This is a genomic window from Bacillus cereus (assembly GCF_002564555.1).
Classification (GTDB): domain Bacteria; phylum Bacillota; class Bacilli; order Bacillales; family Bacillaceae_G; genus Bacillus_A; species Bacillus_A cereus_K.
Map to the genome: position 1 here is coordinate 39,573 of NZ_NUVD01000005.1, position 14,422 is coordinate 53,994.

A 14,422-nucleotide genomic window follows, 5' to 3' on the forward strand; every position below is an offset into this window, starting at 1 on the left:
TATACATAACGAGGGAATAGACATGAGACTACAATTAAAAGCGGATTTAATGTTACTACTAGTTACATTTTTTTGGGGTGCATCCATCCTACTTACAAAACTTGGACTTGATGGCATAGAAGAATATAATTTAATCGCATTACGATTTATTATCGCCTTTCTTTTATCAGGTTTAATATTTTACAAACATTTATTCAAGATCGATTTTAAAACTGTCAAATATGCATTTATACTGGCTTCTGTTTTATTTATCGTTTACATTTTCGCAACGTTTGGTACAAAGTATACAAGCGTTTCTAATGCTGGTTTCTTACTTTGTCTCACAGTCATTTTCATTCCAATAATATCAGCTATCTTTTTAAAACACGTCCCTGAAAAGAAGGTTATAGTAGGAATTATTTTAACGATAATCGGAATCGGCTTATTAACATTAACGAGTGAATTCAAGATCGGTAATGGCGATATATATTGCATATTATCTGCTTTGTTTTATGCGATTCACGTCATCATTACTGGAAGCGTAACGAAACATGTAAACTCCATTGCACTAGGGGTAGTGCAGCTGGGTTTTGTCGGCCTATTTAGTCTTATTTTTTCATTCATTATAGAAACACCAAAACTTCCTAGCACGATCGATTCATGGCTCATCATATTAATCTTAAGCATATTTTGCACCGCAGTCGCATTCATTGTACAAGTAATCGCCCAGCAATACACTACACCTACACATACAGGTCTTATTTTTTCATTAGAACCTGTCTTTTCCGCAGGCTTTGCTTTCGTTTTCACAGGAGAAACACTGACAGGGAAAGGGTATTTAGGGGCGACGCTTATCTTGTTGAGTGTGTTGATTGCTGAGGTGGATTTTAAGGGGTTGTTGCGGGTGAATTATAAAAAGAATGTGGAATAGAGTGAAACTTTAATCAGCCCTCACCAATCGGGCGTTTACGGGCAGCCCGACTCCCACCTAACTTCTTTGCTCCAGCCGAATTTGGAGGTGGGAGTTTTACTGCCCACAAATAGCGGGATAAATAAGCATGCCTCACGAAAATCTATTATTTTCATTCTCCTCATTTAGAGTTACACCTACACCAGTATCTATTTGAACGATACTGGTGTTTTAATATTGAGAAGCTTTTTATCTATGTAAATAGTAGCGAAAGTTAATTTGACGAATACAATTATACGTTATATGGTAGAAAAGGAAATAAAAGAGAAAAAGAGGGGTATTTATGAAAAAGATTAAAGTCATATTCACACTCGCCACATCACTACTACTTTTGCAAGGCTGCAATAACACTCCGAGTAAAGCAAATGAAAATACGAATTCTGACACTGAATTACAGACTATCCAAAAGGAAAAAGAATCCCTAGAACAAACAAATAAAGAACTAACAAAAAAGATTGCTAGTTTAGAAGCTAAAACAGGTAAAGAACAAAAGACATATGAACTAGATAAAAAATTAGCACAAAAAATCTACAGTATTTACATAGGCTCTCCTTGGGATAATAGCCTTGAGGATGCTGGTTGGGAATTTAATAAAAACTCCAATACAAAAGGGACAATTACCTCAAATCGCGGCGGCGGACAAGTCATACAAATACTTGCAAATTACGCCATTATGTTCGAAATGGGTGGTTTAGATGCACCAACTATCGGTAATCTTAAAATCATTGATTTAAATACTGAAAAAGTAATGAATACATATCCTGATCAGAACGCTGATGATAATACAGAAAATAATAAAGAAACTGCAAACAAAACGTCCGCGAAGATTGATAAGGAGAAATTGAAGAAACAATTGACTGATAAGACGTTTATTGCTCCTTCACCTGAAGAATCCGGATACAAAGCGAAAGAAATTATGGCCGCAGTAGAAGATTACTTGATTTCTGGTAAAAGTAATCCCCAAGACTATCAAGTGGATGTAGACGGTACAACTGATAATGGTAATACTATACTTGCTTTAAGACAAGATAATCACGCTGGGGCTATAGTCGTAATGCAACGTTATGTACTAGATAAAAATGGGTATATATATGAATATGATTTTATTGAGCAAAAAGCGAAAGATACCCCTTTAACAAATATATATATTGAAGAACTTTTAAATCAAAAAGACTAGGAAACTAGTCTTTTTGATTTTCTCTAGCTGCTTTAAGTCTAATATTTCCCTAAACCCACATTCCGATCGATTAGAACCAACAAAAAAGCAATTGATATGTACCCATCTTTTGTTTAATTACTACTTTCATACTGTATTAGTCAACATCCGCATCATCCAAACGAATACGCACTACCTCCCCTTCTCCTAACCAAAACTCAATTGTTGTATGCAGTTTATGGTCAGCATAGCCAATAATAGTAGCCCCCTGTTCGGTCCGTTCATAATAATTCGAACCATAAGAATCAATAACATCCTGCTTCGTACTACCAAGTCCTATTTCTTTGGCCGTCTTAAGGTCTATATCTTCTCCAACTATTAAACGAACAATCTTACCTTTCTCTTTTCCTTCCATAATTGAAGCTGTTTCTACTCCGTTCTTCCAATGGTAATAATCGTATAAAACGTTGCCTTCCTTACTAATAGGTTCACCATATTCTTTTCTAAATGCCTCTTTATCAATATTGTCATGAAGCCTCATCTTTCCAATCGATTCATTTGAAAGATCCGTAAAAGCAGTATGACTATAATAATAACTTCGCCCCTCTATAAACGGACCTAGTAATCTATAACCAATCACGCCTAACGCAATAACGAAAACGAGTAGTATAATAATCCATAACTTTTTTCTAGACACAAACTTCCCCTCCAGCTAATTCCCGTTCTCCACAAACCGCCCAAACTCCTTCAAGAATCTCAATTTAAAACTGCCCACAGGTCCATTCCGATGCTTCGCCACATGAATCTCCGTCATCTCTTTCTGCTTCGTTTCCTTATCGTAATAATCTTCACGATACATAAGTATAATGACATCCGCATCTTGCTCAATTTGTCCCGTCTCTCTTAAATCAGATAAAAGTGGGCGCTTATCTTGGCGTGACTCTACAGAACGGGACAATTGCGACAACGCTACTACACAAACATTCAAATCACGCGCTAATAACTTAAGCTTACGCGAAATTTCACTAATCTCCTGAAATCGATTGCCCTTATGCTTCGGATCCCCCGTAATAAGCTGCAAATAATCTATAATGACTAAAAGCTTTTTATCGCCGTGCTTCCTCTTTAACTTACGAGTTTGCATCCAAATATCTTGCACCGTAACGCCTGCTTGATCGTAAATTTCAAGTGGTAACTCACCAATCTCCGCAAACGCCTTACTCACCTTTTCCCAGTCTTCCAGCGCAAAACGATGCTTCGGATTTTTCAGCCGGCCTCCTGACACTTCACCCACGCAAGACGCCATCCTTTTCAACAATTGCTTACTACTCATCTCCAACGAAAACAATCCAACCGCCGTTCCAGACTTCGCTGCGTGTAACCCAACATTTAGCGCAAACGCAGTCTTCCCCATAGAAGGACGCGCACCAAGAACGACAAAATCACCTTCCTGCAATCCGCACGTCATTTTATTTAGCGATGTATAACCGGTTTCAATCCCCGTAATCTCTTTCACGTCTTGATGAAGCTCCTCATACAAACCAACTAACGCATCCTTCAAATCAAACTCACATACGCAGTCCTTTTCCTCTAACTCACAAAGTGCCGTAATCGTCTCACCAATAATTTTCTCATCCTTCTCCGCAATAAGACGCTCTCCCATCTTGTGCCCGAGAACACCTGCCTGATACATTTTCCAGGCACCTCGAACAAGCCCCTCATAATAAGAGAAGTTTCTAGTCGCAGGCACACCATCCATTAACCCTATAAAATACTCCATTCCCCCGATCCCCTTCAAAAAATTTGGATCTACCCGAGAAATGAACGTCACAAGATCAATCGGTTGCCCCTCTTCTTCCATTTTTCGCATTAACTGAAATATAGACTTATGCACTGGCATAGAAAAATACTGCTCCGTCAAACGGCACTCCTTAATAAGCTCTCCATCAAGTAATAGAGAACCTAACACCGTCTTCTCCGCCTCCACATTTTGAATACTCATGGCCGCCACCCGCGCTCCGCTAAAAAGCGCTGCAACTCTTCCTCAGACGGCACATTCTTCTCCCACTCCTCACACTTCGCCAAAAAATGCTCCGTCTCCCTCGTACTAACAGACGCCCCCTTCTTCCGAAAATTTGCAGCATCCGCCTCAACCTCAGACACTTTCGTAAACCCTTTCCCGTGCCATCCTCGCAAAATCGCCTTCACATAAGCCATCTTCCGATTCTTATTCTCATACGAAATTTGAAGAGCCTTCAGCACCAGCTCCTCTGACAATTCATCCATCCACGCATTCAATTCCTCTACCGTATACGGAGACAAACTACCGAAATGCTGCTCATAAAACGTGAACACCTTACTTCCCGTCTCTTCCTGTACAACCTCTTCTTCCTCTTCTATCTCCTCGCAAACTGGATCAACATCATCCATAGCCAAATCACCAGGCATACCGAAATGTGCTAAAAGCATCGGAACACTCAACTCCTCCTCCGCACACTTCTGAAGAAACATATGTACAAACTCCTTATTCTTCACACCCTTAAGCTCACGAAGCACACACTTCTCCACATTCGTATTCGTCACAGGATTATAACGAAGCCAATTCAAAACAAATAACTCCCTCGTCTCCGCATCATAAAGAATCTTCCCATAATCAACAAAACGCTGCAAAAGCTTATCAACAGTCTCCCTGTTATAACCCGTCTCCATCTCAGCTAACCGCTTCGGAAAAGGAAAAATCCCGCACTGCGTCGTCTTCGAACAAGTTAATAAGTAAACATAAAAATACCGCTCCTCCGGCGTCAAATCCAAAACAAAATCATCCTGCCAAAAATTCACCTGCACATTACGATACACCGCCATCCAAATTCCTCCCGTCCCCATTCAAAATGTAAAAGCCCCTTTGTAATATATATAGGAGGGAGGGCCGGGTTTTTGGCGTGTTATTTCAAATTTTTTTTGACTACTACTACGGTGTTTGTTGGTGTTTTTGTTTTGTTGTGTTTTTTCTTAGTGATTTATTACTTGGTAGGGGCTTGGAAGGGGCTTATGAGGGCGTAGTTATCGGTTACTTTGATTAGGAAGACTCGATCTGAGAAGCCGCCTCTTTCTTCTGCTTTCTTTTTACGGATGTTATTGTTTTCTTCTAGTGTTGTGCCTTCGTGTTCGGCTAGGGCGTTTATTAGTTCTAGTAGGTCGGATAGTTCTTCGAGTTTATCGGATTTCGTTTTTGCCTCGATGTATTCTGTTAGTTCTTCTTCTGTTTTTTTGCAGAGTTCTTTTATGTATTCGTCTTCGGGTAGGATTCTTGTTGTGGGGGTTTTTCCGTTAGCTTTTATTATTTGTGGGATTTTGTTTCTAATTAGTTTGTTGTAGGTTGGCATGGGATTTTCCTCCGTTTGGTTTTTCTTCTATTATAATGGAAAAGCAGTTTAACTAGTGGTTAAACTGCTGCATTGCTTCTTTTAAGCTGTATTGGCGAAAAGATTCCTATTGTGGCTGAGAGTAGCATGATGATGTTTCTTTTTTCTTTTGTGGTGGTTTTCATGATTAGTTTTCTCACCCTTTTTGATTTGTCTCTTTTAGATTCGGGGGTGACGTTTTGGGAAGTTCAAGCACCATTAATGGAAAATATTAAATTTCATATAATCAAGTTACTATTCTTGCCGAACACTTGTATCTATTTTATAATAAAAATATAAATTACGTACGTAAAGAATGGAGATGTAATGAATGGATTATGGTTTTAGCTATAACTTCCCCGCTTTACGTGGAAAGCAAGGTGGTAAAGAGTACTTTGTTGTAATGTGCCCTTTACGCTTAATTCCAAAAATTTTTCTATTTGATGAGGAAGAAATCCCTGCTGAACATCGAGCTCAGAGGATATTAAATAAAATTAGGATCCCAGAAATCACAAATTATATTATTGAGAATCAAAATGATTATGTTTTTTCATCCCTTACTGCATCCATAGATGGCGATATCGAATTCCAGCCATTTAGTGCGGATCAATCATTTCAAGATTTAGGGCAACTTCGTATCTCCCTGGATTCTAAGTTCCTGATTAATGACGGACAACACCGTAGGGCAGCTATCGAAGAGGCGATAAAGCTTTCACCAGAGTTAGGACATGAAACGATTTCAGTTGTGTTCTATCATGATCAAGGTTTAAGAAATTCACAACAAATTTTCTCAGATCTTAACCGCCATGCAGTTAATACAACTTCATCTATCGGTATTTTATATGATCATCGGGATAAGTTAGCATTAGTTACAAAAGAAATTGTCGATGAAAATAAATTACTATCACGATATACTGACAAAGAAAAAGTCAACTTATCTAAAAACTCACCAAAGATTCTAGCTTTAAATCATATTTTTAATACAAACCTTCGACTGCTAGGAAAAACAAAAGGTGACTTAATTACAGAAAATGAAGAACAATTCTTAAAAGAATTTTGGAACCTTCTTTGTGATACAATAGTCGAATGGAATTTAGTTTACAAAAAAGAACTAAGCCCCCGTGAACTCCGAATGAACTATATTGTTGGACATGGAGTATTTATTGAATCTGTCGGTTTAATCGGAAGATATGTTTTTGAAAACCATCCACAAGATTGGAAAGAATACATCTCTCTATTAGCCAATGTCGATTATAGTCGCTCTAATACTTCTGATTGGCTAGGGCGAGCTTTTAATATAAATGGGCGTATACAAAAAACAAAAGAAACGGTCACTTTAACTGCAAACAAATTAAAAGAAAAATTAGGTCTTCCTCTTACAGAAGGAGAACAAAAGATAGAAGAGAAATTCCAGTTAGGAGCATGATAATGTTAAATAATCTCATTACTGATTTAATAAATAATAAAAACGATTTTGTCTCTGACGCAAAAGAGCACATAAAAAAAGTTTATCGTGCTGACGACCGTCCTTGGGTTGTTGGTTATAGTGGTGGAAAAGATTCCACAGTTGTCGTTCAACTTGTTTTTGAAGCTTTAAGCGAATTACCTACAGAGCAATTACACAAAAAGGTGTATGTAATCTCTTCAGATACATTAGTAGAAACACCATTAATTATTCAATCGATTAATGTTACTTTACACAGAATCCAGGAAGAAGCTTTAAAACGCGATTTACCTATTGAAACCCACAAAGTAAAACCTAAATATGAGCAATCATTTTGGGCAAATATTGTTGGAAAGGGTTATCCATCACCAAACCAACAATTTCGCTGGTGTACAGATCGCTTAAAAATTGAACCAGCAAATGCGTTTATAATGGACAAAGTTTCTACGTTTGGCGAAGTAATTATGGTCCTTGGTGTACGCGAAAATGAAAGTGCTACTCGTGATAACGTTCTTAAATCCCATACTGTTGAGGGTAAAGATTTAATGCGCCATTCTACGTTAACAAATGCATATGTTTTTGCACCGATTAGACAGTTTAGTTTAAATAATGTTTGGGACTACTTACTAGAAAATCCTTCTCCGTGGGGGAACGATAACCATGAATTAAATAAGCTTTATCAAGATTCAAGTAGTGGTGAATGCCCTCTTGTTGTCGATAAAACCGTTAAAGAAAGTGCTGGTTCATGTGGAAACAGTCGCTTTGGTTGCTGGGTATGTACAGTAGTAAATGAAGATAAAGCATTGAATGGCTTCATTCTTAGCGGATCAGATTGGATGAAACCTTTATTAGAATTCAGAAATTGGCTAGCTGGAATTCGCGATGATAGAGCATTTCGTATGAAATACCGTAAAGGTGGTCAAATTTACTTTAATACACTAAAAACTGAAGTAAAAGATGATACTGAATATGTAATCATTCCCAAAAAATCTAGTCGCCCTAAACAGATGATTAATTTAGAAGAATTTACAATTTTAGAAAGAGATGAACTAAAGTCTTATTTAGCAATAAACAATATTGATTTAAGTTCTCCTGAGGATCCAAAAATTTTAGTGAAACTTGAAAATAACCAACTCGGACAGCTTGGTTTAGGGCCTTTTACACTGAACGCCCGAAAAGAAATCTTACGCAGACTTCTTATTGTCCAAAGAGATTTACAACATCCTGAAGAAGAGAATTTTGAATTAATTAAAGAAGAAGAATTACGTGTTATTCGTCGTTACTGGTTAGAAACTGGTGATTGGGAAGATTCTTTACCTAGTATTTTTAAAGAAGTAATGGGATATGACCTAAATTGGGAATATGATGATCGTCCATTATTTGATAATGAACAAATTACAGATTTAGAATCATTATGTAGCAAACACAACGTAGACTTTAAAGCATTAAAAAAACTTATATCACTTGAAAAAGATTTTTCAGGTTATAAAGTTCGTCGTGGATTAATGAACGAAATTGAAAAAGTACTAAAGCAAGACTACTTACATTTGTAGGGTGAGGTTAAATTTATGTTAATTGAACAACTAGAATTAGAAAACATAGGAGCTTATACAGAAAGAAATACCTTCGATTTGTCTATCTCCTCTCCAAAAAGAAAAGTAATTTTAATAGGTGGGGAAAATGGTGCCGGGAAAACAACATTTTTAAACTCCATCAAACTAGGATTATTTGGTTGTTTTGGTTATGGATATAAGACAGAGAATAACGATTACTACAAGCGCGTCCATGGATATTTAAATGCTTCTGCTCGTAAGGATGAAACAAATCCTTTTAGCATTACCATTACTTTTAGTGAAGTAGAAAATTACAAGCGATATGTTTATACTTTCAAAAGGTCTTGGAACATTTTAAACAGCGCGATAAAAGAAAAATTCACTGTAAAAAAAGATGGTCGTTATTTAAACGATGCTGAAAAAGATATTTTCGAATCAAGACTGAGAGAGAATTTCCCACCTAAATTATTTGATCTATGCTTATTTGATGGAGAAGAAATTTCAAAAATAATAAATGAAAATAAATTATCATCTTATTTGAAAGAATTATCTACTGTTATATTCAACTTAGATTTATTCCGAAATTTAGAAGGAGATTTAACTAATTATTTACAACAAGAAATTGATCAAAAGCACCTTTCTTCTATAGAAAGTGAAATCATTACCCTTCAACATCAAGAGAAAGAACAATCTTTAAACATTATAGATCTCGAAAACACAATCACAACAGCTCAGCAGCAAATTGAAGAATCAAAAGAATCTTATTCTTTACTGAAAAAAGATTTTGAAACACATGGTGGTTTAATTAAAGAAGAACGTGAAACATTAAATAGACAAGTATTAGAAATTGAAGCAAATCGAAAAGCTAATTCTGAAAAAGTTCGAGAATTTATTCAAACTCTTTTACCTTTCTATCTAAACAAAAACTTATTATTATCTACTAAAAATCAATTGCAAAATGAAGAAAAACTATCATTAGCAAATCAATTAACTTCAGAGTTAACCGATGATCGTGCTCTTGAATTAGCTAAAAGTTTACCTGGCGTCTCATCTCCTAATGATTTAGCTGTTGAATTAAGGAAACAAATTTTCAACATTATTAAACCTAATGATGCAGACGTTGAGTATATCCATAGAGTTTCACCAACACAACGCACACAATTTGAAGTAGCGGCACAACAAGTTGAAAAAGAGTCTCATGACACATATATTCAATTACTTCAAGAAAATAGAGAAAACTTACTTCAAGCACAAGAGCTAAGAAAGAAAATTTCTACTAATGATTCTACAAATGAGTTTACAAAAATGTTAGAAAATATGGCTCAAACACAAGAAAGAATCTTTAAGTTGGAAAAAGAAGTAGAAGAAAACTTAAGTATTTTAGAATCTAGACAAGATGCTTTAGAAACATTACGAAATACAATTGACTCAAAGCAACATATTGTACAACAAAGCAATAAGACGAGAAATACATTCTTAATCGCCCAAAGCATCATGAAATTAAGTACAGAGTTTCAAATGTTACAACATCAAAAGAAACTACAACAAGTACAAATCGAAGCTACAAAAATGCTTAATAAGTTAATGCGTAAACATCAATATATTTCTTCTTTACGCATTGATTCTAGTACATTTGAAGTAACTTTATATGATAATAATCGTGACCATGTGGCAAAAGAGACATTATCTGCAGGTGAGAAAGAAATTCTCTTACTATCGTTAATATGGGCAATGTTCAAATGTTCTGGCCGTCGTGTTCCATTTATATTCGATACACTTCTAGGACGTCTGGATCAAACACATAAACATAATATTTTAGTAGATTTCATCCCTGCATGTGGTGAACAAGTTTTAATCTTGTCAACCAACTCTGAAGTTGATGAAAAACACTATAATTTACTAAAAAACTTTGTATCCCATGGATACTTATTAGAATTTAATACAGAACTAAGAAAAGTGAATGTTTCAGATCAATATTTCAACTTTAATAAGGAGCAAGTAAAATGAACTACCGTTTAAAAATATCTAAAAGAGTATCAGATAAGCTAAAAGAATTACAAGCTCCTACTAATTTAACACCAAATATTTTAGCTCGTTTAGCAGTTGGATTGTCCTTAGCTGATCCAACTTCCCCTGAGATTTCAGTGGATAAAGAAGCTGGTGGATTAGAAATCAATCGTCACACATTAACTGGGGAATATGATTTTATTTATAAATCCTTAATCACCCAGCATGCGGGACGTGAAGTATCTGATAATGAATACTTCCCTACCCTATTCAACGCTCACTTAGAACGCGGAATTAACTTATTAGACAGTGAATATAAACATGCTGGAAACAACGAGAAATTCACAATGAACTTGCTAAAATACGGTAAGGAGTGATTCCTATGCTTTATCTTGATAATAGTGCCACAACACAATTATTACCTGAAGTGAAAGAAGCAATGTTACCATATTTACTTGAAGAATTCGGAAATCCTTCAAGCAAATATTACGGATTAGCTCAAAATGCTAAAGACGCTGTTGAAACAGCAAGAAAACATGTAGCTCAGTTACTAGGTTGTGAAACTGATGAAGTAATTTTTACTAGTGGTGCTACAGAAAGTAACAACTTTATTTTGAAAGGCATCACTCATTATCATAAAGATAAAGGCAATCACATTATTACTTCTAAAGTAGAACACCCTTCTATTATAGAAACTTGTAAATTTTTAGAAGAGAATGGCTATACAGTCACATATCTTGATGTAGATCAATATGGAAGAATCAATTTAGAAGAACTAACTGAAGCTATTCAACAAGAAAAAACGCTTCTCGTTTCAATTATGTGGGGAAACAACGAACTTGGTTCTCTAAACCAAATAAACAAGATCGCTAAAATCTGCAAAGAGAATGAAGTATTCTTCCATACAGATGCTACACAAGTAGTTGGAAAAGTACAATTCTCTCTTTCAGACATAGACGGTATAAACTTTTTATCCTGCTCTTCTCATAAGTTTCATGGTCCAAAGGGTGTTGGGGTAACCATAATAGGTAAAGATAATTTAGGATTGCCAATCCAAATTACCCCTCTACTTCACGGTGGTGGTCAAGAACGTGATATACGCAGTGGCACACTTCCCGTCCATAATATTGTCGGAATGGGAAAAGCTGCAGAAATCGCATATATTAATTTAGAACAAAACATCTATAAATTAGAGCAACTAGAGAGCAAATTAGCTGATATTCTAAAAAACAAATTCCAAAATCATATTGAATTTAATAATGATACACAAGATAAAATACCTGGAATTTTAAGTGTCATATTTAAAGGCGTAAATAACGAAACTCTTGTAAGAACTCTTTCTCCGGTAGCTGCTGTTTCTACTGGATCGGCTTGTAGCTCAAGTAAACCAAGTCATGTATTACAAGCTATCGGATTATCTATGGATAATTTACGTTCTACTATTAGGTTCTCACTTTCTTCTACTACTAGTTTAGAAGAGTTGGATGTTTTTAATAATCTATAAAGAAAACAGAAAGGAATATTCCTTTCTGTTTTCTTTATTTCCTTACTAACTACCTAGTAATTTTTTATCTCCGTTAATAGCTTCGCCCCTCTTAAAATCACAACTTTCTCTATTTTTAATCACCTATAAAAATATGGTAATATTATATACAGGGTATCCCTATACTTCACGCTTATATTGAAGGTGGTAAAAAATGAATAAACTAAAAGAACAAGAGCTAGAATTACTAGCAAAAATTTGTAAAGAAAATGACTTATCGACAAAACTTGCATATGACTTATTACGTTCTGCTGAAAAATTTTCATATGAAAACACAAGTGAAAATCATAGAAAAAAAGATTACCTAGATTTAATTGATTTTTATGCAAAATAAAGTAAAGGTGACTACATAATGTTATTTAAAAAACTTATTTTTGATAATTATAAAACGTATTATGGGCATCAAGAAGTTGATTTCTATATCCCCAAAGAGGTACGTGAAGAAGGCGAAAAAAATATTATTTTATTAGGCGGCTTAAATGGGGCCGGAAAGACTACAATTTTAAAAGCAATTTTATATGTTTTATTCGGAAAAAGAGGTTTCTCTCCTGCCGAGCATAAACGTGTCTTTTCTAATGTTATTAACAATACTTTCTTCGACGAAGGTGGGAGAGATTGTTCTGTAACCCTTGCTATTGAAACGGATAAAAATGAAGAATGGACTATTAAAGTTAAATGGGGCTTTGATCACAACAAAAGGTTGATTAGTGAAAACCGTGATTTAACTGTGAAAAAGCCTGGTGCAATGATTGGTAAAACTGTACGCATTGATAATATAGATACTTTTAACCGCTTCATGGATAAAATGATTCCATATCATGCTGCACCATTTTTTATTTTCGATGGTGAAGAAATCAAAGATATCATTTTACGACAAAATAGTGAAGAAATGAAAGAAGCCATTCACAAAATTACTGGAATGGAAACCTATAAATTATTACTATCTGATCTCACCTCTATTAAGACCGGCATAGAGAAAAATTTAGCAAAAGCAGTTGATCAAAATAAATTAAAAAGTTTAGATGCTAATTTAAAAGAATTCGAAGAGCAAATACAACATCTAGAAAAAAGAAAAGAACATATATCTTCTGAACGACAGAAATTAGACGATCTAATCAATGAGGTTAAAAAAGAGCGTAATGAAAAAATTACAACTAACTCTAAATCAAGAGAAGTTATTGTAAAAAAACAATCTAGTATAGCAACTGAATTACGTCTAGCAAAAGAAAACTTTGAAGACTATTTTAACAGCAACGCTGTGCATATTATTTTAAAGGGAAAAACTAAAAAGCTACAGGAACAATTAAAATCAGAATATAATATTCGTCAAAAGAAAATGATACAAGATGCTTCTTTAATGCCTTATGAAAAATTTATGGATGAATTATTAAACCAACCGTTCACTCCTCCCCTTTCAAATGAGCAATTAAATCAACTCAAGGAAATCGGGAGAGAAATTTGGGTTAAAGAAAATAATATCGAAAAAGATATACCTGAAAATCATGTAGATATTCACGACATTTCTAATAAAGACTATAACTACCTTGTAAATCTCCCTGCTAGAAATAATAGTTATGTTATTGATTTAATAAATAAAATTGAAAAACTGAATCTTGAATTAGAGGCATTAGAAATTGAAATTAGAAATGCACCTGAAACGATTGATATTAGTGCAGAAAATGAACGAATTGATATCCTAACTAAAAAATTAGGAGAACTTAACTTAAAATATAAATCGATTATTTCAAAGTTAAATAAAATTAAAGAACAAAGAACAACCACTGTGAACCAGCTAACCCGCCTTTCTGATCAAGGTGCAGATTATGATGCTCTAAACAAACGATTAATTTATGTCAAAAAGTTAATTCATACTATGAATTCATATGTGCATGAAATGACTAAATTGAAAGCAAGCTTTATTCGCGAAGAGTTTTCTTCAATGTTAAGTCGATTATTCCGTAAGCAAGATGAATTTGGAAAAATAGAATTCGATATTTCAACGTATACAGTGAGACTGTACAACGATCGTAATCAAGAAATTAGTATTCAAGATCGATCTGCTGGTGAAATGCAAATGATTTCTTCATCGCTAATTTGGGCCCTAACAAAAGCCTCTGATTTAGCTCTCCCTATGGTAATCGATACACCACTAGGACGCTTAGATAGTTATCATCGAAATCATTTGATTAATCATTACTATAAAGAACTTAGTGAGCAAGTAATTATCTTATCTACAGATACAGAAATTACGCAAGACTATATTAATTTCATGCAAGAGCATTCATACAAGCAATATATGCTTGATTATGACCAATCAAAGAAATATACAGTTATCCGCGATGGCTATTTTGATTTTATAAAGGTGTGAT

At 34.8% G+C, this 14,422-nt stretch carries 13 protein-coding genes and 1 pseudogene; 9 read left to right on the forward strand and 5 right to left on the reverse strand.

Going from position 1 to position 14,422, the window contains the following annotated elements; translation table 11 throughout:
• The first annotated feature begins 22 nt into the window (after positions 1–22).
• Both COI75_RS01785 and COI75_RS01790 read left to right on the forward strand, forming a co-directional pair.
• A complete protein-coding gene (locus tag COI75_RS01785; protein WP_098448187.1) occupies positions 23–910 on the forward strand; it encodes a DMT family transporter in 888 nt (295 codons plus the stop codon).
• 322 nt (positions 911–1,232) lie between these two features.
• Entirely contained in the window at positions 1,233–2,126 is an 894-nt protein-coding gene (locus COI75_RS01790; protein ID WP_098448188.1) for a hypothetical protein, read from the forward strand.
• A 136-nt stretch (positions 2,127–2,262) separates the two neighbouring features.
• On the opposite strand, the gene COI75_RS01795 is transcribed toward COI75_RS01790, so the two are convergent.
• The 5 genes and pseudogenes from COI75_RS01795 to COI75_RS27740 form a co-directional block, all read right to left on the reverse strand.
• Positions 2,263–2,802 carry a hypothetical protein gene (locus COI75_RS01795; protein WP_098448189.1) on the reverse strand — a complete coding sequence of 180 codons (540 nt, stop codon included), beginning with the start codon at positions 2,800–2,802 and terminating at the stop codon, positions 2,263–2,265.
• Positions 2,803–2,817: 15 nt separating this feature from the next.
• A complete protein-coding gene (gene dnaB / locus COI75_RS01800) occupies positions 2,818–4,107 on the reverse strand; it encodes a replicative DNA helicase (protein ID WP_141535072.1) in 1,290 nt (429 codons plus the stop codon).
• Complete coding sequence (locus COI75_RS01805) at positions 4,104–4,967, reverse strand: DnaD domain-containing protein (RefSeq protein ID WP_098448191.1); 864 nt, start codon at positions 4,965–4,967, stop codon at positions 4,104–4,106. The genes dnaB and COI75_RS01805 overlap by 4 nt, the downstream gene beginning before the upstream one ends.
• 158 nt (positions 4,968–5,125) lie before the next feature.
• Entirely contained in the window at positions 5,126–5,488 is a 363-nt protein-coding gene (locus COI75_RS01810) for a nucleoside triphosphate pyrophosphohydrolase (protein WP_098448192.1), read from the reverse strand.
• An 89-nt stretch (positions 5,489–5,577) separates the two neighbouring features.
• Positions 5,578–5,652 (reverse strand): annotated as a pseudogene (locus tag COI75_RS27740) (DUF4870 domain-containing protein); the annotation flags it as partial.
• Between the two features lie 185 nt (positions 5,653–5,837).
• Between COI75_RS27740 and dndB the strand changes: the two are divergent.
• From dndB to dndD (COI75_RS01845), 7 genes are all read left to right on the forward strand, one after another.
• Complete coding sequence (gene dndB / locus COI75_RS01815) at positions 5,838–6,932, forward strand: DNA sulfur modification protein DndB (protein WP_098448193.1); 1,095 nt, start codon at positions 5,838–5,840, stop codon at positions 6,930–6,932.
• A 2-nt stretch (positions 6,933–6,934) separates the two neighbouring features.
• Positions 6,935–8,503 carry a DNA phosphorothioation system sulfurtransferase DndC gene (dndC, locus tag COI75_RS01820; protein WP_098448194.1) on the forward strand — a complete coding sequence of 523 codons (1,569 nt, stop codon included), beginning with the start codon at positions 6,935–6,937 and terminating at the stop codon, positions 8,501–8,503.
• Between the two features lie 15 nt (positions 8,504–8,518).
• Positions 8,519–10,510, forward strand: a complete 1,992-nt coding sequence (dndD, locus tag COI75_RS01825; protein WP_098448195.1) for a DNA sulfur modification protein DndD — start codon at positions 8,519–8,521, stop codon at positions 10,508–10,510.
• Entirely contained in the window at positions 10,507–10,887 is a 381-nt protein-coding gene (dndE, locus tag COI75_RS01830) for a DNA sulfur modification protein DndE (protein WP_098448196.1), read from the forward strand. Before dndD (COI75_RS01825) ends, dndE begins: the two co-directional genes overlap by 4 nt.
• Before the next feature lie 5 nt (positions 10,888–10,892).
• On the forward strand, positions 10,893–12,014 hold the full coding sequence (gene dndA / locus COI75_RS01835) for a cysteine desulfurase DndA (protein WP_098448197.1): 1,122 nt from the start codon (positions 10,893–10,895) through the stop codon (positions 12,012–12,014).
• Between the two features lie 193 nt (positions 12,015–12,207).
• The gene (locus COI75_RS01840) at positions 12,208–12,387 is read left to right on the forward strand and encodes a DNA modification system-associated small protein (protein WP_001037503.1); all 180 of its coding nucleotides are present in this window, start codon (positions 12,208–12,210) and stop codon (positions 12,385–12,387) included.
• Between the two features lie 18 nt (positions 12,388–12,405).
• The gene (dndD, locus tag COI75_RS01845; protein WP_098448198.1) at positions 12,406–14,421 is read left to right on the forward strand and encodes a DNA sulfur modification protein DndD; all 2,016 of its coding nucleotides are present in this window, start codon (positions 12,406–12,408) and stop codon (positions 14,419–14,421) included.
• Position 14,422 lies beyond the last annotated feature (1 nt).

What these genes read in the sequence shown, in the direction of transcription:
- COI75_RS01785 (WP_098448187.1), top strand. Translation starts at nt 23, where the DNA reads ATGAGACTACAATTAAAAGCGGATTTAATGTTACTACTAGTTACATTT.
- COI75_RS01790 (WP_098448188.1), top strand. Translation starts at nt 1,233, where the DNA reads ATGAAAAAGATTAAAGTCATATTCACACTCGCCACATCACTACTACTT.
- dnaB (WP_141535072.1), bottom strand. Translation starts at nt 4,107, where the DNA reads ATGAGTATTCAAAATGTGGAGGCGGAGAAGACGGTGTTAGGTTCTCTA.
- COI75_RS01805 (WP_098448191.1), bottom strand. Translation starts at nt 4,967, where the DNA reads ATGGCGGTGTATCGTAATGTGCAGGTGAATTTTTGGCAGGATGATTTT.
- COI75_RS01810 (WP_098448192.1), bottom strand. Translation starts at nt 5,488, where the DNA reads ATGCCAACCTACAACAAACTAATTAGAAACAAAATCCCACAAATAATA.
- dndB (WP_098448193.1), top strand. Translation starts at nt 5,838, where the DNA reads ATGGATTATGGTTTTAGCTATAACTTCCCCGCTTTACGTGGAAAGCAA.
- dndC (WP_098448194.1), top strand. Translation starts at nt 6,935, where the DNA reads ATGTTAAATAATCTCATTACTGATTTAATAAATAATAAAAACGATTTT.
- dndD (WP_098448195.1), top strand. Translation starts at nt 8,519, where the DNA reads ATGTTAATTGAACAACTAGAATTAGAAAACATAGGAGCTTATACAGAA.
- dndE (WP_098448196.1), top strand. Translation starts at nt 10,507, where the DNA reads ATGAACTACCGTTTAAAAATATCTAAAAGAGTATCAGATAAGCTAAAA.
- dndA (WP_098448197.1), top strand. Translation starts at nt 10,893, where the DNA reads ATGCTTTATCTTGATAATAGTGCCACAACACAATTATTACCTGAAGTG.
- COI75_RS01840 (WP_001037503.1), top strand. Translation starts at nt 12,208, where the DNA reads ATGAATAAACTAAAAGAACAAGAGCTAGAATTACTAGCAAAAATTTGT.
- dndD (WP_098448198.1), top strand. Translation starts at nt 12,406, where the DNA reads ATGTTATTTAAAAAACTTATTTTTGATAATTATAAAACGTATTATGGG.